At 37.8% G+C, this 21,401-nt stretch carries 17 protein-coding genes; 14 read left to right on the top strand and 3 right to left on the bottom strand.

Translation table 11 applies throughout. From position 1 onward, the window contains the following. The first annotated feature begins 4 nt into the window (after positions 1–4). From ACAM30_RS17460 to ACAM30_RS17450, 3 genes are all read left to right on the top strand, one after another. Complete coding sequence (locus ACAM30_RS17460) at positions 5–1,324, top strand: RagB/SusD family nutrient uptake outer membrane protein (RefSeq protein WP_369615852.1); 1,320 nt, start codon at positions 5–7, stop codon at positions 1,322–1,324. A 60-nt stretch (positions 1,325–1,384) separates the two neighbouring features. Continuing rightward, positions 1,385–2,143 (top strand): LytR/AlgR family response regulator transcription factor, encoded by a 759-nt coding sequence (locus ACAM30_RS17455; RefSeq protein ID WP_369615851.1) that lies wholly within the window; start codon positions 1,385–1,387, stop codon positions 2,141–2,143. 276 nt (positions 2,144–2,419) lie between these two features. After that, positions 2,420–3,448 (top strand): alpha/beta hydrolase, encoded by a 1,029-nt coding sequence (locus tag ACAM30_RS17450; protein ID WP_369615850.1) that lies wholly within the window; start codon positions 2,420–2,422, stop codon positions 3,446–3,448. A 193-nt stretch (positions 3,449–3,641) separates the two neighbouring features. Here ACAM30_RS17450 and ACAM30_RS17445 read toward each other — a convergent pair whose 3' ends face one another. Continuing rightward, positions 3,642–5,993, bottom strand: a complete 2,352-nt coding sequence (locus tag ACAM30_RS17445) for a TonB-dependent receptor (RefSeq protein WP_369615849.1) — start codon at positions 5,991–5,993, stop codon at positions 3,642–3,644. Between the two features lie 210 nt (positions 5,994–6,203). On the opposite strand from ACAM30_RS17445, the gene ACAM30_RS17440 reads away from it, so the two are divergent. After that, positions 6,204–7,292 carry a sensor histidine kinase gene (locus ACAM30_RS17440; protein ID WP_369615848.1) on the top strand — a complete coding sequence of 363 codons (1,089 nt, stop codon included), beginning with the start codon at positions 6,204–6,206 and terminating at the stop codon, positions 7,290–7,292. 4 nt (positions 7,293–7,296) lie between these two features. Beyond that, positions 7,297–8,001: a LytR/AlgR family response regulator transcription factor gene (locus ACAM30_RS17435; RefSeq protein WP_369615847.1), complete on the top strand. Its 705-nt coding sequence runs from the start codon at positions 7,297–7,299 to the stop codon at positions 7,999–8,001. 17 nt (positions 8,002–8,018) lie between these two features. Here the strand turns inward: ACAM30_RS17435 and ACAM30_RS17430 are convergent, their stop codons facing one another. Further along, entirely contained in the window at positions 8,019–9,032 is a 1,014-nt protein-coding gene (locus ACAM30_RS17430; protein ID WP_369615846.1) for a zinc-binding alcohol dehydrogenase family protein, read from the bottom strand. A 200-nt stretch (positions 9,033–9,232) separates the two neighbouring features. Here ACAM30_RS17430 and ACAM30_RS17425 point away from each other — a divergent pair, with 200 nt between their 5' ends. The 5 genes from ACAM30_RS17425 to ACAM30_RS17405 all read left to right on the top strand — a co-directional run bounded on the left by ACAM30_RS17425 (position 9,233) and on the right by ACAM30_RS17405 (position 12,831). Next, on the top strand, positions 9,233–9,670 hold the full coding sequence (locus ACAM30_RS17425; protein ID WP_369615845.1) for a DoxX family protein: 438 nt from the start codon (positions 9,233–9,235) through the stop codon (positions 9,668–9,670). 286 nt (positions 9,671–9,956) lie between these two features. Continuing rightward, positions 9,957–10,199, top strand: coding sequence for a hypothetical protein (locus ACAM30_RS17420; protein ID WP_369615844.1), 243 nt, complete (start codon positions 9,957–9,959; stop codon positions 10,197–10,199). Between the two features lie 188 nt (positions 10,200–10,387). Then, positions 10,388–11,224, top strand: coding sequence for a sulfite exporter TauE/SafE family protein (locus tag ACAM30_RS17415; protein WP_369615843.1), 837 nt, complete (start codon positions 10,388–10,390; stop codon positions 11,222–11,224). Then, positions 11,211–11,618 carry a DUF1634 domain-containing protein gene (locus ACAM30_RS17410; protein WP_369615842.1) on the top strand — a complete coding sequence of 136 codons (408 nt, stop codon included), beginning with the start codon at positions 11,211–11,213 and terminating at the stop codon, positions 11,616–11,618. Before ACAM30_RS17415 ends, ACAM30_RS17410 begins: the two co-directional genes overlap by 14 nt. A 190-nt stretch (positions 11,619–11,808) precedes the next feature. Continuing rightward, positions 11,809–12,831 carry an LLM class flavin-dependent oxidoreductase gene (locus ACAM30_RS17405; protein WP_369615841.1) on the top strand — a complete coding sequence of 341 codons (1,023 nt, stop codon included), beginning with the start codon at positions 11,809–11,811 and terminating at the stop codon, positions 12,829–12,831. A 167-nt stretch (positions 12,832–12,998) separates the two neighbouring features. Here the strand turns inward: ACAM30_RS17405 and ACAM30_RS17400 are convergent, their stop codons facing one another. Next, positions 12,999–15,386, bottom strand: a complete 2,388-nt coding sequence (locus tag ACAM30_RS17400) for a TonB-dependent siderophore receptor (protein WP_369615840.1) — start codon at positions 15,384–15,386, stop codon at positions 12,999–13,001. Positions 15,387–15,594: 208 nt separating this feature from the next. On the opposite strand from ACAM30_RS17400, the gene ACAM30_RS17395 reads away from it, so the two are divergent. The 4 genes from ACAM30_RS17395 (at position 15,595) to ACAM30_RS17380 (ending at position 21,364) form a co-directional block, all read left to right on the top strand. Continuing rightward, positions 15,595–16,875: an acetyl-CoA C-acetyltransferase gene (locus tag ACAM30_RS17395; protein WP_369615839.1), complete on the top strand. Its 1,281-nt coding sequence runs from the start codon at positions 15,595–15,597 to the stop codon at positions 16,873–16,875. A 288-nt stretch (positions 16,876–17,163) separates the two neighbouring features. Further along, positions 17,164–18,264: a hypothetical protein gene (locus ACAM30_RS17390; protein WP_369615838.1), complete on the top strand. Its 1,101-nt coding sequence runs from the start codon at positions 17,164–17,166 to the stop codon at positions 18,262–18,264. Positions 18,265–18,689: 425 nt separating this feature from the next. After that, positions 18,690–20,600, top strand: a complete 1,911-nt coding sequence (locus ACAM30_RS17385) for a fumarate reductase/succinate dehydrogenase flavoprotein subunit (protein ID WP_369615837.1) — start codon at positions 18,690–18,692, stop codon at positions 20,598–20,600. A gap of 17 nt (positions 20,601–20,617) precedes the next feature. Further along, complete coding sequence (locus ACAM30_RS17380) at positions 20,618–21,364, top strand: succinate dehydrogenase/fumarate reductase iron-sulfur subunit (protein WP_369615836.1); 747 nt, start codon at positions 20,618–20,620, stop codon at positions 21,362–21,364. Positions 21,365–21,401 lie beyond the last annotated feature (37 nt).

The raw sequence follows: 21,401 nt of genomic DNA, 5'->3' as shown, positions 1-21,401 counted from the left end.
TAAAATGAAAAATATACTAAAATACGTATTCTTTGCCGGTGTAGCCATTACTACTGTAAGCTGTGATCATTATCTTGATGTTAAGCCGGTAGGCAAAGTAATTCCGGAAACTTTAACTGACTATAGAGCAGTAATGACAACCGGTTATTCTACAACTGCTATTCATAAAGCATTATCTACTATTAGAGCAGACGAATTGGTTTTAGATGAATTTAATGATAATGCTACTTTCTACAGAGACCATTATATCTGGAACGATGCCAATCCTGATAAAACTACAAACAGTTTTCCTTATGCTGCTTTGTACAACAGAATTTTCTATACCAATGTTATCATCAATGAAGCAAGCGCAAAATTAGCGCCTTCTGCAGAGAAAGATCAACTAATAGGAGAAGCTTACGCACTAAGAGCATTAACTTATTTTGATTTATTAAATATCTTCAGTAAACCTTTCAATGCTGCAACTGCTGCAACAGACAGAGGTGTTCCGTTGGCTTTAAAAATAGATTTAGAACAGGCTTACGTTCCTCAAAGTGTTGCTGTTATCTACGACCAGATTTTATCTGATAATGAAGAGGCTAGCAAATTATTGAATTTAGACACTCAGACAGCGGGTATCAACTACCGTTTTTCTAAAGCTGCTTTATATGCAATGGAATCCCGAATTTTCTTATATAGAAAAGAATGGGCAAAAGCTATTGCTGCTGCAGATAAAGCAATGACATACAAAAGTGCTTTAATCAACTTAAACACTACTGCTGCTTTACCGAATCTTTACAACGGACCGGAATCTATATTAGCACTTGAAGATCCTTTCATTAATCTTTTGAAAGGAGCATCATATGCTGCGCCAACTTTAACAGGTATTTATGATAAAACAAACGACTTGCGTTTTGCGTTGTATTATCAGGCAAGCGGAAGCAGATTCAGATTTAGAAAAGGTGGTGATATCGCTCAAAAATGTACTTTTAGAACCGCTGAATTGTATTTGACAAAAGCAGAAGCATCGGCACAATTAAACGATCTGCCAACAGCAAGAACAACAATAATCGCTTTCATCAAAAACCGATATAAAACTGTGGCTTTTGATCAGCTAAGTGCATCAATTAATACCATGACACAAACGCAGCTTCTTGATTTTATCGCTCAGGAAAGACAACGTGAGTTTGCTGTAGAAGGTCACCGTTGGTTTGATTTACGTAGAACAACTCAAAAACAAATCATTCATACTTTCAATGGAGAAAATTATACGCTAATAGAAAATGATCCGCGATATACATTGCCATTTCCTTTAGATGCCCGATTAAACAATCCTGAATTGTAAAATGAATTAGCTCCGTTTTTAACGGAGCTTTTTTTTTAACTTTACACAAAAATAAACGAAATGAAAGTAGTCATCATTGAAGATGAACATCTCGCCTCCACCTATCTCAAAACCATTTTGGAAGAGCAGACTATCCTTCCGGTCAGAGAAATTACAGTACTGAAATCTGTAAAAGATGCTGTTGCTTTTTTTGCAGGGAATACGGTTGATCTGGCTTTTATGGATATTCATTTGGGAGACGGTAAAAGTCTTGACATTTTTGAGCAGGCTCTGGTTTCATGTCCCGTTGTTTTTATCACTGCTTACGACTCTTATGCAGTAAAAGTTTTCAAGCATTTCACTATCGATTATCTTCTTAAGCCTTATGAGGAAGAGGAATTACTGGAAGCTTTACACAAATACAAAAACATAAAAGAAAGCTTTAACAGCAATTCAGTTGTCGAGTCTTTGGTTGAAATTGAGAATCAAAGTAACATTCAGCATCATTTTTTGGTGAGCCACAGAGACAAGCTCATTTCTGTTAATGATACTTCAATTCCCTTTTTCTTTGCCACCGGAAAACACCTGTTTATCTACACCAATTCCGGCAGCAGTTATCTGTACAATAGTAATTTGAAAGACCTCATCAATAAACTCGATCCGGTACTTTTCTTTAAAATCAACAGAAAGTATATTATCAGCCGTCATTCTGTTCAGGAAATCGTGAAGCATTCGAGTCAGAAAATCGAAATTTTACTGAAAGTTACCGTTCCGGATACCGAACCTATAATTCTAAGCAAAAAAGAAATCAATAATTTCAAAAATTGGCTTAATTCCTAAAAAAGTTTCAGGTTTAGAATATTTATAAAGTCTGTAAAATTTAAAACTTTTTGATCTTAAAGCTCCGCTGCCAGTAACAAATAACTCCGTTTAGTACAGCTGTTTTATCCAATCAACACCGCACCAACCAGGGATTTTAAGAAATTTGAGGTTCTGTGTAGAATGGAACAGTCATTTTGTATATTTGGCACCTTGATAAAACAAATTATTAAGGAGTAAAAGTTGCCGCTTCCACAAAGTAAGGGGACCTTAACAGCAAAAGTAAAAAGCATTAGGATGAAAAAATTTATACTAAAATTTACAAAATGGGCAATTTTTATCTGCCTCGCAATATTCATAGTTAAAGGATGTATTCCAACATCGCCTGATGTACCTTATATTAAACCTCGTACAACTACTCAATACTGGGATTTACCTACTGGTTCAAGAATTGCATACACACACATTGCAGGCAAAGGAGTTAAAAAACCATATCCCGTTATTTACCTGCACGGTGGTCCCGGGGGATATGTATATACCAAAAATATTGAAACATTAGGAAAACTTTCTGAGTCAGGGTATGATGTGTATTTATATGATCAAATAGGCTGCGGACTTTCGGAAAGACTTGAAAAAGTTAAAGAATATACTGCTGTACGACATATAAACGACCTTGAAGCAATTATCAAATTATTAGGTGCCGAAAAAGTAATTCTTGTTGGGCAATCCTGGGGTGGAGCATTAGCTGTATTATATTCCGCGGACCATCTGGACAAAATAGACCGAATTGTTTTTACTTGTCCCGGTGCTATTAAACCTGCAAATGAAGACTTAGAAAAAATTAAAGCACCCGACAGCCTGAATTTAAAAGAACCGGACAATCCAAATGCAAAAGTGCTTCCAATCGTTCTTAATCCAAGGTATGTTTCTATAGGAATTTGGGCAAGATTTTTTGGAAAAAAACTGGCTGATGATAAAGAAGCTGATGGTTTTCTGACTAGCATGGCTAATGTTTTTACAAAAGGTCTTGTTTGTGACCCGGCTAATGTGCTGAAGGAAGAAGGAGGTGCAGGCAGTTATTGTAATTTAATTACAAGCGTAAGTTATGGCGATTTAAAAGACCCCAGAATAAAACTGAAAAACAATAAAATTCCTGTTTTGGTAATGAAAGGACAATGCGATAATATTAATTGGGGCTATACGAAAGAGTATCTTGACTTGTTTAGCAATAGCAAGTTCAAATTGATTCCAAATGCAGGACATCAGATTTTTGCAGAACAACCGGAATTATATACGAAGACAATTAAAGACTTCTTAACGCAATAGTATCTTCTGTTAAGAGTCGCGTTTGTTACGTAACTTCTCCTATTTTAAAACAATCGAGCCAGAAAATCGAAATTTTACTGAAATTTTCGTTCCGGATACAGAACCGCTTATACTAAGCAAAAAAGAAATCAATAATTTCAAAAACTGGCTCGATTGTTAAAAATCAATTGGAGTAAATAATATAAATTTCAGACTATTCAGAATCCGGAAGTCTGTCAGCTTCATTCTTTTTTCGGTTGAAACGGTAAACTACAGTCAATCGGATGTATCTTCCCTGTGATCGAAACTCTGATTCTAAATAATAGAGCGGTGTGCTGACCGTTTGTTTGGTTATTTGCGAATTGAAAAGATTGTTCACATTTAAAGTAACTGACATTTTATCGTTAAAGAAGTCCTTGCTTACGCCAATATTAGCTGAATATTGTGCCTCGGTAATCGATTGAACTCCCTGATTTTTACCTCGGTATTTAAAACTAAAATCACCCGAAATGATTTTTGGAAACTTCACAACCGAACGAAAACTCGACAGCCAGGTTTCATCTTCCACATCATAGACTACCTCTTGGTAAGTACCTTGCTGCTTAAATTTATAATAATTAAAATCCAAAGACAGTCTCAGCCATTTTGTTGGGCTGTAAGTTGACGAAACTTCTACTCCGTAACGGTCTTCAGTGTCCAAATTTACCGGTGTTCTCACGAAATAGTTTTCATCGGTACGCTGTAGAATATATTCGAAAAAATCGGTAGTGTGCTGATAATAGACAGACGGATTAATACTGAATTTTCCGGGTTTGGCCAGTAAAGTCAATTCAAAAGAATTCGTAAACATCGGGTTCAAATCAGGATTTCCTACAGTAAGATTACGCAAATCTGAAAGCCCCGAAAAAGGATTCAGCTGCCAGAATCTAGGACGGTTGATACGTTTGCTGTAACTCAGCTGTAAGTCTGTTTTTTCGGTTAGATTGTATACCAAATGAACGGTTGGAAACAGGTTGATATAATTTTTAGTATTGCTGAACAAATTCTTTGAATCGGCAATTTTTATATCGGACAATTCCGCTCTCAAACCTGCCAGATAACTGAACCTTTTAATTTTACTTCCAAACTGAATGTAACCACTGTAGAGATTTTCGTCATATTTCAATTTATTGGTAAACTGATCCTGCAGCGCCTCATCCAAAATCGTGTAATAATCGCTTCTGATGGCGCGTAAATCGCTTCTGATTCCCATCTCTATTTTAGAATTTTCGTTTATCGGATTTACAAAATCAGACTTCAAAAAGATATCGTTACTGCTTTCAATATCGCGGCTGTACAGATTAGAAACTTCCGGTTCGTAGGGCATCGTTTTCTGCTGATCGATGTACTGATTCTCATCATCGTGCCAAAAATCATATTGCAGACTGGTCGTCCATTTTTTGTCCTTTTTATCAAATGTTTTTACATAATTTAACTCTAAGGCATTGTAAAACTTAGGCTCCTTATAATTTTCATAGCGATTGATGATACTGTCAATTGCATTATTGGCATTGGCATACTCGTACCCAATTGCCGTTTTGTAATTGTTGTTGTTTCTGTCACGATAATAGCTTCCGGTTAAGGTATTTTTAGCATTAATGTAATAATCTCCTCCTATGTAAATATTGTAAATGTTGTTATTTCTTCGGATATCATCGTATTGATTCAGCATGGTCACTACATTGTTACTGGTATTGCGCTGAAACTGTCTGTTAGAAGCAAAAACGTCAAAGTAACGGTATCCTATATTGGAAAACAGATTCACTTTTTCGGTTTTATAACTTACATTGGCATTCAGACTGTGGTTTGCCGGATTTCCTATTCCCGCCTGCAGTGAACCATTGAATCCCTGCATACTGTTTTTCTTTAGTATGATGTTAATAATTCCCGCACTCCCCTGTGCTTCGTAAGCCGCTGAAGGATTGGTAATGACTTCTACCTTTTCAATATTTCCCGCTGAAATTTGAGACAAACCGTTATTGGCAGTTAACATGGATGGTTTTCCATTAATTAAAACCGTAACACCGCTATTACCTCGAAGACTTACAGCCCCGGAAATATCCACATTCACAGAGGGAACGTTATTCAAAATATCATTGGCTGTTCCGCCTTTGGAAAGAATGTCTTTTCCAACGTTGAATACTTTCTTGTCCATTTTTAGTTCTACAGCCGATTTTTCAGCTACCACATTCACTTCATTCAGTTCATTGACTTCTTCTTCCAGTAAAACGTCTTTTAAAATCAGATCTTTCTGAAGTGAAATTGCGTTTACAGTGAATGGTTTGTAAGACATAAATTCGATTTTCAACTGATAATTTCCCGGAGGACTCTTGAAAACATAAATCCCGTTTTCATCAGAAGAAACTGTTCTTTTTTTCTGATCAGCCGATTCCAGTATAACGGTCACGTATGGTAGAGATTGTTTTGTTTTTGAATCCATAACTTTTCCTTTAAGCGTAAATTCATTGGTCTGTGCCACAGCCTCAAAGCCTAAAGAAAGGATGATGAGTAAGATGAGCTTTTTCATTTTTGGTTTCGTTTATAATTTTCACCAAAACTCTTCTTTAATTGTATGCAAAAATTAAGCGCATGACATACAGTTCTTTCAAATCGATAAATCCTTTCAAAACGAGTATTAACTGTGTTTATCCTCGCTTTTTATGCGTTAATGCCTTTTTTGAACCTGTTTGTCGACAAGCTCTTTCTCTTTCTAAATAAATACTAACTTTGGTCTACTATGTCAATATTCGAAAAACTTATCAACTATTCGTCAGCGCACAGGATTCCAACACATATTGTGTTTTGGTTCTGCCTGTATATCATGTTCCTAGGCAAAAACAATTTTGATGACCCTGCGTTAAATATTCCAAATGAGATGCTGGGAATTGCATTCGATCTGTATTTTTCTATGCTGTTTGCTTATTTCATTTCCTATCGCATTCTTCCGCGCTTAATGACAGCCAAAAATCATAGTATGGTGTGGCTGGAATTTATAGTGGGCTGCTATCTTATCTCGGCTATTAACCGAACTATGATCATTTATGTACTGGAACCTATTGTACGCACTCCTCCTTTTGCGCAGGAGCCTGTTTTTGAAATCTTTACTGACGTTTCAAAGCTGTTTCGATCGTATTTTATTCAATCCTTTTTTCTTTCTTTATTTTTTGTTTTTGTAAAACAACTTAAAAACCAGTATTTAGTTCAGAAAAAAGCATTGTTACTGGAAAAACAAAAGGCAGAAACGGAACTAAAAGTGCTAAAAGCCCAGTTGAACCCTCATTTTTTATTCAATACGCTCAACAATATTTATTCGCTTTCCCTTGTCAATTCACCCATTACCTCACCATCGATTGCAGTTTTGTCTGAAATATTAGATTGTATCTTATATCGCTGTAGCGGTACTTATGTTCCGGTTTCGCAGGAAATTGCATTGCTTAACAATTATATTTCACTTGAAAAATTACGATATGACGAAAGGCTCAGTGTCATTTTTAATACCGATGTGGATCATAATGATGTTATTGCGCCTTTAATTTTACTTTCATTAGTAGAAAATGCTTTTAAACATGGTGCCGGAGAAGATACAGATTCCCCGGTTATAGTTATTGATTTAAAACTAAAGAACAATCACTTTACCTTTACGGTAAAAAACACCATTGGGAAGAGTGAAACTGAATCTGAAACCGGTAAAATAGGACTGAACAATATCATACAGCAGCTGGACAAAATTTATCCGGAAAATTATACTTTTGAGGTTACCAAAAACGATACTCATTTTACAGCTCATTTAGAAATTAAGCTGCAAAACGATTCCAACCAAGCTTAGAAAAATGAAAATAAGATGTCTATTAGTCGATGATGAGCCTTTGGCCATAAACCTGCTGCAAAATCATATCAGTAAGCTGGATTATTTTGAGATTGTAGGAACCTGTCCGAATGCTTTAAAAGCTGCCGAAGTATTAAGAACTACGGCTGTTGACCTAATGTTTCTGGACATTAAAATGCCACAGATCACCGGAATTGATTTTTTAAAGACACTAAAAAATCCTCCGGCTATTATTTTCACTACAGCTTATCGTGAATATGCTTTGGAAAGCTACGAACATGACATTGTAGACTATTTACTAAAACCCATCACTTTTGATCGCTTTTTTAAAGCCACCGATCGTTATTTACGCATCAGTGGCCCAAGCAATACTAAAATTATAACGCCACCTCTCGAGAGTTTTATCTACATCAGAAGCGGTTCTAAGTTTCACAAAATCAATACGGACAGTGTTTTGTTTATTGAAAGTGTGAAAGACTATATTGTGGTTCATCAGAAGGAAGGTGTAAAACTTACTGCCAAATACAAGATCGGCGATATTGAAGTGGAACTTCAGGGAAAAGACTTTCTTCGGGTACACCGCTCTTTTATCATTAATTTAAAAAACATAACCGCTTTTACAGCTTATGATGTTGAAATTGGTTCCATAGAAATTCCTATCGGGGCAAGCTACAAAGAATATGTTTTTAAAATATTAAAAGGTTCATAGTCCTTCCCCAATTGTCTTTAGAACTTAATAGCAATTTTACCAATCGTCTTCCCTGATTCTAACAGTTCATGCGCTTTTTTAAAATTATCTACTGTTAGACCTGTTAACGTTAGATTTAGCGTTGATTTTAGAATACCCTGATCCAGAAGATCTGCCAGTTTGTTCAGAATAACATGCTGTTCCTGCATATCATCGGTTTCATACATCGATCGTGTGTACATAAGCTCCCATGAGAAGGAAGCGCTTTTATTTTTCAGTTTGTTCAGAGCCACAGGATCACTGCTTCCGGTAATAGATGCAATATGTCCTTGCGGTTTAATCAATTCGACCATAATATCCCAATAGGAATTCGTATCTACAAAATCTAAAATAAAATCAACCTGTTGAAACCCGGCTTCCTGAACCGAAGCAATTAAATTTCGATGATCGACTACGTAATCGGCGCCCTGTTCTTTGCACCAGACAATCGTTTCCGGGCGGGATGCAGTTGCAATAACAGTAAGGCCTGCCACTTTTTTGGCCAGTTGTATGGCGATCGAACCGACTCCTCCTGCCCCTCCAATAACTAAGATCGACTTACCCTTATCTTTTTCAGGATGGATTCGGATGCGGTCAAAAAGAATTTCCCAGGCTGTTAATCCGGTAAGAGGTATAACAGCTGCTTCTTCAATAGATAATGTCTTTGGCTTCCTGCCTACTATTCGTTCGTCAATAATCTGGTATTCGGCATTGCTGCCGGGTTTGGTAATATCTCCGGCATAGAAAACTTCATCTCCCACCTCAAAAAGGCTTACTTTCTCTCCTACCGCTTCAACAATACCCACAGCATCCCAGCCTATAATTTTCGGAGTTTCTAAAACGGTATCTTTTGTACTATTCTGACGAATTTTAAAATCGACAGGATTCACAGATACCGCACTAATTTTTACTAACAAATCACGTTCTCCCGGAATAGGTTTTGAAGCTTCAAATGCTATAAAGCTCTCTTCTTCAGCAATGGGCAACGATGTTTTAAATCCTATGGCTTTCATCTTTATCATTTTAAGTTGTACTATATACTACAAAGATAAATGCCTTGAGGATTTTAGAAACGGTATAATTTAAACTTAAACCAGTATATTCTTCTCAAAACTCAAAAGAAAGAGTCGTAACAATATTTCTCCAACTATCATCATGAAATTAACCGGCAAAATTGCCCAATATCTTGTTATCTTTACGTAAAAAGATCGAAATGGAAAAAGCGTCTACACTACAGGCAGGTTTTATTTTAAGAATTGTTTTAGGAGTTACTATGCTCTCTGCTGTTGCAGATCGTTTTGGCTATTGGGGTGCTCCGGGAGATCCGGGTGTGGCATGGGGCAACTGGGATCATTTTGTTACGTATACTCAAACCTTAAATGCTTTTGCCGGCAGATCATTAGCCGAAATCTTAGGTACTTTAGCTACTTTTTTCGAAATTCTCTTTGGTTTGTTTCTCATCATAGGATATAAAACCCGCTACATTGCTTTGGCAACTGCAGGTTTAATGCTGCTTTTTGCGATATCAATGGCCGTTTCTGTCTCTGTAAAAGCGCCTTTTGATTACTCAGTTCTAACAAGTGCCGCAGCTGCCTTATTACTTTCTTCTTTGGAGAAAACGTATCTCGCTTTAGACAATCGATCCAAATAAAATTCTATAAAACGCATTCAAAATAAAAATCCTCAAAAAATAACTACCTGCAAAAAGGACCAAAACACTGGGCTTTCAACAACCTGCTTATCTCAAATACAAATTTTATAAATCACAATACAAATTTTATAACAATTCCCAAATCTAAATTCTCAATTTAAACGTATGTATGAAAATACGATACTCTGGGGGAATTATGCTCAAATGGTAATGGTTTTTGGGGCATATTGAGCTTAATTACCTCCCGGGATATCGTTTATTAAATAATTTTAAACGAAGGAAAAGAGTGGAAAAGTTAAATGTCGAGAGATTAAAAAACAGTCTGGATTACTTGCAAAGCAAACAAAGGGAACTAAAAAGGCAAAATGAGGAAGATACCCGAACTCTCGAATCTCTCATAAAGTATTTAAAAAAAGACATGATTGATCAGTATAAATTAACCAAATATGATTTATACATCAAACAGGATGTTAAGGATACGGAGACTTTTATCAATAGTGTGCAGAAAATAATAGAAGACAACCATTAAAATCTTCCCTCTTAGCGCATCATCAATACTTCTGATTATTACCTAAAAATCAATCAGTTAGAATTTCTTTGTCATTATTTTTCCTCCTATACACTTTAGGGTGATTTTATTTTAGTTTTTAATTAAGAAATAAAACAGTTCCTCACCCAATATCAATTCGTAAATTAGCGGTAACAAAATCGATTCGAATGACAGTACTTACGTTTACCCTGATTATGATTCTTGGTGCTTTTTTAGCAGGTTTTATTGGCTCATTATCAGGTTTAGGTGGAGGAATTATCATAATTCCGCTTTTAACAGTCATTCTTGGTGTTGACATTCATTATGCAATTGGTGCGGCTCTGGTTTCCGTAATTGCAACTTCTTCAGGTTCGGCCGCAGCTTATGTCAGAGAAGGAATCACCAACATGCGAATGGGTATCTTTCTGGAAATTGCCACCACTATAGGTGCTGTTTGCGGAGCTCTGCTTTCAACCATCGCCCCTACTTCGTTTATCGCCGTTTTATTCGGTCTTACTTTAATTTTTTCAGCTATCAATTCCCTTCGCAAAAAAGAAGAACATATTGTTTTAGAATCCAGTTCTCTGGCTAAAAAACTAAAATTAGAAGGCACTTATCCCTCACACGACGGTAAAGTAGTTCATTACGGTACTAAAAATGTCATAGGCGGTTTCAGTATGATGGGAATTGCCGGAATGATGTCCGGTTTATTAGGAATTGGTTCCGGTGCTTTTAAAGTAATCGCTATGGACAATATTATGAGGGTTCCCTTTAAAGTTTCTACTACCACCAGTAACTTTATGATGGGCGTTACCGCAATGGCAAGTTCTGTCATTTATATTCAGAAAGGATATATCGAACCGGGAATCTGTATGCCTGTAGTCGTTGGTGTGCTTTTTGGGGCTATGGCAGGAGCAAAAGTTTTAGTGAAAACAAATCCTAAGAAACTGCGAATATTCTTTGCCTGTCTCATCTTTGTATTAGCAGTAAATATGATTTATAACGGAATAAATGGAAAAATCTAAGACTATGCAGCACGAAAAATTTGGAGAAAAAGATTTTCAAACCATTATCGGAAATTTATTGCGTTATGGCGTCTGGATTTCTTTATCCGTAGCCTTTATTGGCGGAATTGTTTACCTACTGCATCACAGCGCAGATATTGAAGATTATTCAGTCTTTCATGAAAATGACCGTAATATCTTTGAAGTAATTTCGGCAATTTATCAGGGTGTAATGCAGGGAAATGGTGAATCCTTAATCTTCTTTGGAATTATTCTCCTTTTTCTAACTCCGGTTTTAAGGGTTTTACTATCACTATTTTCGTTTTTACTGGAAAAAGATTATCTGTATGTAGGCATCACCTTAATTGTTATTGTGATTATTCTGATCAGTGTTTCCTTTGGTTTCTCACATTAATTATTGGCTGTAAGCTTTAAGCTATAAGCCCTAGGCTATAGGCAATAAGCTTACTAAAATAAACATATAACAACCCAATCCTACAGATTTTAAAAACCTGTCGGATTTACTGATAACTGCGACAAGCATTTGGATGTAGGCTTAATAAGATAGCGTATCGTCTAAAGCTTAAAGCCTAAAGCTAAAAAAAATGGAAATAGGAATTGACAGTTTCGCTTCGGCGATGTACGGAGACCACAATACCTTAAGCAGTGTTGATGCAATGGAACAGCTGCTGCAAAGAATCGAGCTGGCAGATCAGGCCGGACTTGATGTTTTTGGTATTGGTGAACATCATAAAAAAGAATTTTTAGATTCGGCAACTGCGGTGATTTTAAGTGCTGCCGCAGCGCGAACCAAACGCATTCGATTGTCAAGTGCTGTTTCGGTTCTAAGTGCCGCCGATCCGGTACGAGTTTATCAAAGCTTTGCAACTCTTGATTTAATTTCAAAAGGAAGAGCCGAAATTGTAGTAGGCCGAGGATCTTCCATCGAAGCTTACCCGCTTTTTGGATTTAATCTGAATGACTACGATGAACTTTTTAAAGAAAAATTAGATCTCTTACTTCAAATCAGAGACAATGAATTTGTGACCTGGTCGGGAAAATTTCGCCCGTCCATAAACAATCTTCCGGTTTATCCGAGAGCTTTACAGGAAAAGCTGCCTGTTTGGTTAGGTGTTGGCGGAACTCCTGAATCTTTTATTCGGGCCGGATCTTTAGGACTCCCTTTGATGGTCGCAGTTATTGGAGGTCAGACTCATCGTTTTCGTCCTTTAGTTGATTTGTATCGTGAAGCAGGAAAAGCTGCCGGATACCAACCCGAAGAACTTAAAGTAGGCCTGCATTCACCAGGATATGTAGCAAGCACAACCGAAAAGGCAATTGAAGAGTATTATCCCGGTTATGCTGAACTTTGGACAAAATTAGGCTTGGAACGCGGGTGGCCACCCGTTACCAAAACCAAATTTGACGGGTTAATTGACGATTTAGGTGTACTGGTTGTGGGAGGCCCTGAACGCATTGCCGATAAAATTTTGCGTCACAGCGAATCACTTGGAGGTATTTCGAGATTTACCTTTCAAATGGACAACGCAGGTCTTACACATACACAACTCATGAGTGCTATTGAATTTATAGGAGCAAAAGTAATTCCGCTCATTCAAAAAGGATAACTTTTTAGACGCAGATAACGGGTTAAAATTATTTTTAACTTTATAAAACGAAATAAACCCGACAGGTTTTTGAAACCTGTCGGGTTTGTCATTTAAAATTACAGCTAAAAACATTACAGCTAAAAACCTCTGTAACTTATTGCCTCAGCACCTTTGAACCTAAAAAATCAGAATTTATAAGTTACCCCCACTCTAAAGTTTCTTGGGGCTTCTGTTTGCCAGTAATAAGCAGAAAGCCACTCATAGTAAGATCCGCTGTACAGGTATTTATCCAGAATGTTAAATACGTTGGCTGTCACTTTAAACTTCCCGGTTTCATAAGATAACCCTCCGTCCAGTTTAAAGTAGTTTGGTAAGCTAATAGCTCCTACACTCCAACTGTCTGTTTGGCGGCCTGCAAGATAAGTTCCTCCTATAGAAGCTCCTAATCCTTTTAATTTTCCGTCCTGGATGCTGTAGTTCAACCATGCATTTGCAGTATGTTTAGCAAAACCCGGTACAACTGAACCTACTGTTATAGTTGAAACAACTGAACTTGTTACCACAGATTCTGTAAAAGCATAATTAGCAATAAGATTAAGTCCGTCAAATAACTTTCCTCTTACGTCAAATTCAATACCTTGCGCTCTTTTCTCTCCCAAAACAATTTTATAAACATCATTTGGTCCATTCTTAGGATCAGAAGTAAGCTCATTTTGTTTTACGATACGATAAGCCGATAATGTAGTACTCCATGATCCGTCAAACCAATCTTTCTTAACTCCAAACTCTAAATTATTTCCTGTAAGCGGTTTTACCTTATCTCCATTCTGAATAATTCCCGATTGTGGTATAAAAGCCTGATCGTATAAACCGTAAACAGCCAAATTATCAGTTACAGAATAACTGGCTCCTACACGTGGTGTAATATGACTGTCAGATTCATCCGTCCCCCAGCTGTTTTGACTAATCCAGGTGTATCGTGCCGCAAGAGTCAATCTCAACCTGTTTTCAAAGAACCCTAACTCATCCTGAATGTAACCTGCAGCGTATTTTTGCCCTAATCTGCCTCCAACTCCTGCTCTGACAGAAAGCGGTGTTGCACGATCGAAAGCCGGAAGACCATTAGAAGGTGTACCATAATTTGGATTGTAAACATTAAATGGATTAGCAGCCGTATCAAGATCATGAGACTGTCCCCAATCTGCCATATAATCTTTATTCCCCAAATCTAAACCACTTAGTATTTTATGTGTGACAGCTCCTGTATTGAACTTCCCGTTTACAAATATCTGACCTAAATACATGTTACTTTCTGCGTCCCAGATACCCACATTTCTAATAATGTTGCCTTTACCAAGAGTATTTTCACTGGAGCCAACGCTGGCTGGCCATGAACTGTAACCTTGCTGAATGTATTTGAAATAAGAAGTTTGTGCTGTCAGTTTCCAGTTATCATCAAACTTATGCTCAAACATAAAGTATCCGCTATGATCCTGAATATTAGTATCCGGAATACCAGGCTGAGTCAGAGTAAATCCAACCGGTAAAGTGGCATATCCATCAGCTTTGGGCCCAAATACATAATATGAACCTACTTCAGTCATGTTGGCATACTGAAAATTATACTCCGCCGTAATCTTTGTTTTATCATCAACCTGATACGTAAGTACCGGAGCAATTACATAACGGTTATTGTGTTCAAATGAACGGTGTGAGCCTCTGTTTTGAGCCGCAGCATTAAAACGGTACAATAACTTTCCTTTTTTGTCCAATTTTCCATCAAGATCAATACTCGCTCTGTAAAAATCATAACTTCCCGCAATTACAGAAGCTTCCCCCTTAGTCATTCCGGTTGGTTTCTTAGTTACCACATTGTACAATCCGCTTGGATCACCGCTGGAAAGCATAAATCCTGCAGGTCCTTTTACAAATTCAATATGATCGACAAAGCTCATATCTTCCGTAAGTGGTCCCCAGAAAGAAGTAACCACATTAAAACCATTACGGAACGCCTGAACTTGTGAACCACGCATTTTAATATTCGTGTACAAATCTCCCCAATGCTCAGAGCGCACGGCTCCACTCACATTTCGGATTACTCCGTCACTCATACTCACAATCTGCTGATCTTTTAATGTCTGACCGCTCACAATCTGAATATTTTGTGGAATTTCCAACACAGGTGTTTGAAGACGTAAGGACAAAGAAGGCTTGTCTTGCTTGTATTTGTTTTTAGTAATCACAACTTCATCCAAATCTTCCTGACTTTCCGAAAGCATGAAATTCTTCATTGTGGTTTGCTTTGCTGAAACTGTGATTTTATCTTCAACGGGACGAATTCCTACCGCACTAATGCTAATCGTGTAACTTGCCGGCTTAACATTTCTAATTTCGTACTGTCCGTGTTCATTTGTAATAGCACTATATTTTGTTCCTTTAAGCGCAACTGAAACATTTTCTGCCGGCACATTTCCGGTTAAAGAAACTCGTCCGGTTACTTTTCCTAATCCCTGACCCATCATCACTAATGAGTTTAGAAAAATTAAGGAAAGTAAAATTCTTTTTATTCTCATCGTATTCATTATTTTTTATTGGTTTTTATTTCGCTGGCAAAAGTAAGGGCTAAAACTTCGTTTTGCAAATTATTTTTAATTATTCTAAATAAATATAAATCAGAATCAAATCGTTGAATATCATCCCAAGACCTATTATTTTGAATCATAAAATCTTCAATAGTAAATAACTCTGCTTATCTTTAACGACAAAAACACCACCTGAGTTATGAATCACACAAACACAATCAAAAAAGTAGCTATTGTGGGATACAACCGTATTCCGTTTGCAAGAGCCAATACTGCCTACGCAGAAGTTGGAAATCAACAAATGATGACCGCCGCTCTCGATGGTCTTATAACCAAATACAATCTGAAAGGAAAATTAATCGGTGAAGTTGCCGGAGGGGCCGTAATCAAACATACTTACGACAATAATCTAATGCGAGAATGTGTACTGAAAACCACACTCGATCCCGCTACTCCTGCCTGCGATTTGCAACAGGCCTGTGATACCGGAATCGAAAGTGCCATTTATATTGCCAACAAAATTGCACTAGGTCAAATTGAGTGCGGAATTGCCGGAGGTGTCGATTCGATAAGTGATATTCCAATGGCGGTGAGTGATAAACTTCGAAAAATTCTACTCAATGCCAGAAATGCAAAATCAATTACTGAAAAAATAAAGTCCTTTCTAAAAATCCGTCCAAAAGATTTGGCTCCGCTGGTTCCTAAGAATGAAGAAGTTCAAACCGGACTTTCGATGGGAGGTCATACCGAAATTACTGCCAAACATTATAAAATCTCCCGCGAAGATCAGGACAACTTTGCGCTTAGAAGTCACCTCAATATGGCAAAAGCATACGATGAGGGTTTCTTTGACGATATGATTACTCCTTTTAACGGACTAGAAAAAGATAATAATTTAAGGAAAGACAGTACCCTCGAAAAACTAGCTAAACTAAAACCAGCCTTCGACAAAATCAATGGAACTTTAACTGCAGGAAATTCAACTCCACTAACTGATGGTGCTTCCTGTATACTTTTAGCCAGTGAGGAATGGGCAAAAGAACAAGGTTTGCCAATTTTAGCGTACATCACCTTTGCTGAAATTGCTGCCATCGAATATGTCAAAAATCAGCAGAATCTCCTATTGGCACCTTTGTTTGCTGTCAGTCGCATGCTGGATAAAGCAGGTTTGAGCTTACAGGATTTTGATTATTATGAAATTCATGAAGCTTTTGCCGCACAGGTTTTAGCGACTCTTAAAATCTGGGAAAGTACTGAACTAAGTACTCAAATTGGACTTCCTAAAACCCTTGGAGCAATCGATCGCGAAAAACTGAATGTAAAAGGAAGCAGTCTCGCAGCAGCACATCCTTTTGCTGCCACAGGAGGTCGAATCATTGGTGTTATGGCAAAGTTATTAAACGAAAAAGGATCCGGACGCGGACTGATTTCCATCTGTGCCGCCGGAGGACAAGGCGTGACCATGATAATTGAAAAATAATTAATTCCTATCGTTGTAAACAACAAACCGGACAGGTTTTAAAAACCTGTCCGGTTTAATTTTAAAAAAAGGATCCGGACGCGGCCTAATTTCAATCTGCGCCGCCGAAAGGCAAGGCGTGACCATGATAATCGAAAAATAATTAATTCTTATCGCTACGAACAACAAACCGGAATAAGTTTTAGAAACCTGTCCGGTTTATTATTTTTAAAACTAAACTGTAACAAAATCAAAAAAAAAGTCTCTATAGTATAAAAAATGCTAATACATTAATCCAAACATTGCTATATGAGAACTTTAAAACTTACCACTTTACTCATTTTCACTTTCTTTTCATTTTCGAAAATAAATGCTCAGACCACTCCAAGTGACAGTATAAAACTGGATTACACTAAAATCTACTCGCTGGCTTTAGATGGGAATCCGAAATCAGCTTTACCTCTATTGGAAATCGATGCCAACAAAAAAATAGCCGACAAAGACTTAAAATTTAAAACCAACTTCGAAAACCGATTTAAGTTTGCAGAAGATAAAAGTGATTTTCTGGAAACCCGAAAATCAAAAATAGATCAGTTATTAAAGATATACAGAGATTACTGGCGTTTCTCTTTCCTAAACAAAGAAAAGAAAACCGATACACTGATCCTGAAAAATGTTTCGAATTTTCTTAAAACGAATTTCCCGTCTGCCAAAAACTTAACGCTTAACGAAGACAGCATCAATGTCTATCAAAAAAAATATATCGCCAGTTTAGGTTATCACACTACCGGATTCGGAAAAACAGGAGGTTTGTATGACTTACTGGTTTGGAAAACAGAAAAAGACACCATCTACAAAGTTACGTACGACGGAAAAGAAACTCCGATCAAAATCTATTTTATGGATGATTTTGTAACTCTGGGTTGGAGCGAATATGCAACTCTGGGGCGCTATTATCCAGCAGGCTGGGCCACAAAAGAAGCTTTATTTTGCGTAAAAAAAGCCTATGACTTAAAATCGGAGAACTTTAGAGTAAGCTACATTGGTCACGAAGGAAGACACTTTGCCGATTATAAATTATTTCCGAAATTAAAAGGAGTTGGTTCTGCTGATCTGGAATACAGAGGTAAACTGACAGAAGTTTCCCTATATTCTCAGGAAGGTCTGATGAAACGTTTACAGTTTTTTATCAATACCGGAAACTATGATAGCGATAACGGTCATTCGATTGCTGCTTATTGTGTGATAAGAGATTTGTCCAAAGTTTTATTTGGAAACGACTTCGAAAAGGACATCAACAAATGGAAAGCACTTCCGGCAAGCAAAATAAACGAAGCCGCATCTAAACTCCTGGCAGAAAACACAAAAGCACTTGAAAAAATCCCGAATGTCGAAAAATACATTAAATAAAAATTCTAACAATTAAAAAATAATCTGCTCAGATCTGCCCAATCTGCGTGCTAAAACTCTAACACATAGAAACATAGATTTTATACTCAAAAAGAGTGCAAATAAAGAAATATATTTCCCTCGCATAGTCTCCTGGATGCGTCGGGATATTTTATTCAAAGTGTCCTCTCACTTTCACCCAAAAAACCTATGTCTCTATGTGTTAAAACAAAAACAACAAAAGTGAACCAACAACTGAAAAAATCTGCCAAATCCGCTAAATCTGGGTGCTAACCCCCTAAACCAATTATTTTGAATTGCAATAAACAGTTCAAATAATAGTTTTTTCTTTACAAAAAACCATTTTTTTATAGTAAATTAGACCTCCTTTTAAATCAAGTCACTTATAAAATTTGTGTATAAATTCATTTTAAACTAAAATAAAAATGATTGACTCCAAAATACCCGAAGGTCCACTAGCTGATAAATGGAACAATTACAAAGCAAAAGCAAAGCTTGTAAACCCGGCCAACAGAAAAAAACTGAACGTTATTGTTGTTGGAACCGGACTTGCAGGTGCTTCCTGCGCAGCGTCTTTGGCCGAACAAGGTTATAATATTCAATCGTTTTGTTTTCAGGATTCTGCCCGACGTGCCCACTCTGTGGCGGCACAAGGAGGAGTTAACGCTGCCAAAAACTACAAAAACGATGGCGACAGCACCTTTAGAATGTTTTACGATACCATCAAAGGAGGTGATTTCAGATCCCGCGAAGCTAATGTATATCGTTTGGCAGAGTGTTCGGCACATTTAATAGACCATGCCGTGGCGCAGGGCGTTCCTTTTGCGAGAGAATATGCCGGTTATTTAAACAACAGATCGTTTGGAGGTGTACAGGTTTCGAGAACATTCTACGCACGCGGACAAACCGGACAGCAGCTTTTACTGGGAGCTTATCAGGGATTATTGCGTCAGGTATCCTTAGGAAAAGTAACCATGCACACCCGTCATGAGATGCTGGAACTGGTTATTATTGACGGAAAAGCAAAAGGCATTATAGCCCGAAATCTCGAAACAGGAGCTTTAGAACGCCATGTTGCCGATGCAGTTGTGCTGGCTTCGGGAGGCTACGGGAAAGTATACTATCTTTCTACACTCGCTATGGGCTGCAACAGTTCTGCTATTTGGAGAGCACATAAAAAAGGTGCTTATATGGCTGGAGTAAGCTGGATTCAGTTCCACCCCACCTCACTTCCGCAACACGGAGCCAATCAATCTAAACTCACTTTAATGTCAGAGTCTTTGCGGAACGACGGTCGAATCTGGGTTCCGAAAAAAGCAGAAGACGCACGAAATCCCAATACCATCCCCGAAGAAGAACGGGATTATTATCTGGAACGCCGTTATCCTTCTTTTGGAAATCTCGCACCACGCGACATTTCCTCCAGAGCGGCTAAAGAACGAATTGACGCCGGACATGGTGTCGGACCAATGAAAAACGCTATTTATCTTGACTTTTCAGATGCTATAAAAGCACAGGGAAAAAATACTATTGAAGCCAAATACAGCAATTTGTTTGCCATGTATGAAAAAATTACCGGCATCAACGCTTACAAAGAACCCATGCTAATTTCTCCCGCTGCCCACTTTACTATGGGCGGACTTTGGGTCGATTATGAGTTAATGACCAGTATTCCTGGACTATTTGCTTTGGGAGAAGCCAATTTTGCCGATCATGGCGCTAACAGACTCGGAGCGAATTCTTTGCTTCAGGCTTGCGTGGACGGTTATTTTATAGCACCCTATACGATTCCGAATTATTTGGCAGGAGAATTAAACGCTCCAAAAGCCACCATCGACCACCCTGCTTTTAAAGAAGCCGAAAAATCCGTGAGAGCGCAGCTTGATCGTTTTTTAAACAGTAAAGGCACACTTTCAACCGATCATTTTCATAAAAAAATTGGACGATTACTTTATGAAAAATGTGGTCTTTCGAGAAGCAAAGAAAAACTGGAAGAAGCCATCGAAGATATAAAAGCGCTGAAAGCTTCTTTTGAAAAGGATTTACTGATTACCGGAGATGATACCTTAAACAGTGAACTCGAAAAAGCTGGCCGAATTGCCGACTACATAGAGCTGGCCGAATTAATGTGCTACGATGCTCTTCAAAGAGAAGAATCCTGTGGAGCTCACTTTCGTGAAGAATACCAAACTCCCGATGGCGAAGCGGTACGAAATGACGATGATTTCTGCTATGTTTCAGCATGGGAATGGAAAGGAGAAGCCAAACCACCTGAATTACACAAAGAACCTCTCGTATTCGAATCGGTTGAACTGGCAGTAAGAAGTTACAAATAATCAAAAGCTGAAGAAATATGAAACTATCTCTTAAAATATGGCGGCAATCGGATACTTCTGATAAAGGAAAAATGACCGATTATGAAATAGATGAGGTTTCAGAACATATGTCCTTTCTGGAAATGCTCGATCTTTTGAATGAATCTTTAATTCAGAAGAAAGAACGTGTTATTGAATTCGATCACGATTGTCGGGAAGGAATCTGCGGACAATGCGGTGTGATGATCAACGGAAGAGCTCATGGACCTCTAAAAAATACCACGACTTGCCAGCTTCATATGAGAAGTTTTAAAGATGGGGATACTATTTATATTGAACCTTTTCGGGCAAAAGCTTTTCCTGTACTGAGAGACTTAAAAATTGACCGTTCGGCTTTTGATACCATCATTGCATCCGGTGGCTTTATTGGAGCTTCAACGGGTCAGGCTCCTGAAGCCAACAGTATCCCAATATCTTACGAAACTGCCGAAGCGTCTTTTGATGCGGCAGCCTGTATTGGGTGTGGTGCCTGCGTAGCCACTTGTAAAAATGCCAGTGCGGCCTTGTTCACAGGAGCTAAAATCACCCATTTGGCTTTGTTGCCACAGGGACAAATTGAAGCCTCAAAAAGAGTACTGAGCATGGTTAGCCAAATGGATGCCGAAGGTTTTGGAAACTGCTCAGACACCAGGGCCTGTGAAATTGAATGCCCGCAAGGGATTTCGATTCTTTCGATCGCCAAAATGAATGCGGAATATACCAAAGCTTTAATTTTTAAAAAATAACATTTAAATCATTTAAGATACACATAGAAACATAGAC

The organism is Flavobacterium sp. CFS9 (assembly GCF_041154745.1).
Classification (GTDB): Bacteria; Bacteroidota; Bacteroidia; order Flavobacteriales; family Flavobacteriaceae; genus Flavobacterium.
Note: the sequence above shows the minus strand (reverse complement) of the source record. Positions and strands in the feature narration are given on the sequence as shown.

Bases quoted from the DNA above. Each gene is read 5' to 3' on its own strand.
- ACAM30_RS17410 (WP_369615842.1), top strand. From the start codon at position 11,211: ATGGAAAAATCTAAGACTATGCAGCACGAAAAATTTGGAGAAAAAGAT.
- ACAM30_RS17455 (WP_369615851.1), top strand. From the start codon at position 1,385: ATGAAAGTAGTCATCATTGAAGATGAACATCTCGCCTCCACCTATCTC.
- ACAM30_RS17390 (WP_369615838.1), top strand. From the start codon at position 17,164: ATGAGAACTTTAAAACTTACCACTTTACTCATTTTCACTTTCTTTTCA.
- ACAM30_RS17425 (WP_369615845.1), top strand. From the start codon at position 9,233: ATGGAAAAAGCGTCTACACTACAGGCAGGTTTTATTTTAAGAATTGTT.
- ACAM30_RS17440 (WP_369615848.1), top strand. From the start codon at position 6,204: ATGTCAATATTCGAAAAACTTATCAACTATTCGTCAGCGCACAGGATT.
- ACAM30_RS17395 (WP_369615839.1), top strand. From the start codon at position 15,595: ATGAATCACACAAACACAATCAAAAAAGTAGCTATTGTGGGATACAAC.
- ACAM30_RS17385 (WP_369615837.1), top strand. From the start codon at position 18,690: ATGATTGACTCCAAAATACCCGAAGGTCCACTAGCTGATAAATGGAAC.
- ACAM30_RS17380 (WP_369615836.1), top strand. From the start codon at position 20,618: ATGAAACTATCTCTTAAAATATGGCGGCAATCGGATACTTCTGATAAA.
- ACAM30_RS17400 (WP_369615840.1), bottom strand. From the start codon at position 15,386: ATGAGAATAAAAAGAATTTTACTTTCCTTAATTTTTCTAAACTCATTA.
- ACAM30_RS17460 (WP_369615852.1), top strand. From the start codon at position 5: ATGAAAAATATACTAAAATACGTATTCTTTGCCGGTGTAGCCATTACT.
- ACAM30_RS17435 (WP_369615847.1), top strand. From the start codon at position 7,297: ATGAAAATAAGATGTCTATTAGTCGATGATGAGCCTTTGGCCATAAAC.
- ACAM30_RS17405 (WP_369615841.1), top strand. From the start codon at position 11,809: ATGGAAATAGGAATTGACAGTTTCGCTTCGGCGATGTACGGAGACCAC.
- ACAM30_RS17450 (WP_369615850.1), top strand. From the start codon at position 2,420: ATGAAAAAATTTATACTAAAATTTACAAAATGGGCAATTTTTATCTGC.
- ACAM30_RS17430 (WP_369615846.1), bottom strand. From the start codon at position 9,032: ATGAAAGCCATAGGATTTAAAACATCGTTGCCCATTGCTGAAGAAGAG.
- ACAM30_RS17445 (WP_369615849.1), bottom strand. From the start codon at position 5,993: ATGAAAAAGCTCATCTTACTCATCATCCTTTCTTTAGGCTTTGAGGCT.
- ACAM30_RS17415 (WP_369615843.1), top strand. From the start codon at position 10,388: ATGACAGTACTTACGTTTACCCTGATTATGATTCTTGGTGCTTTTTTA.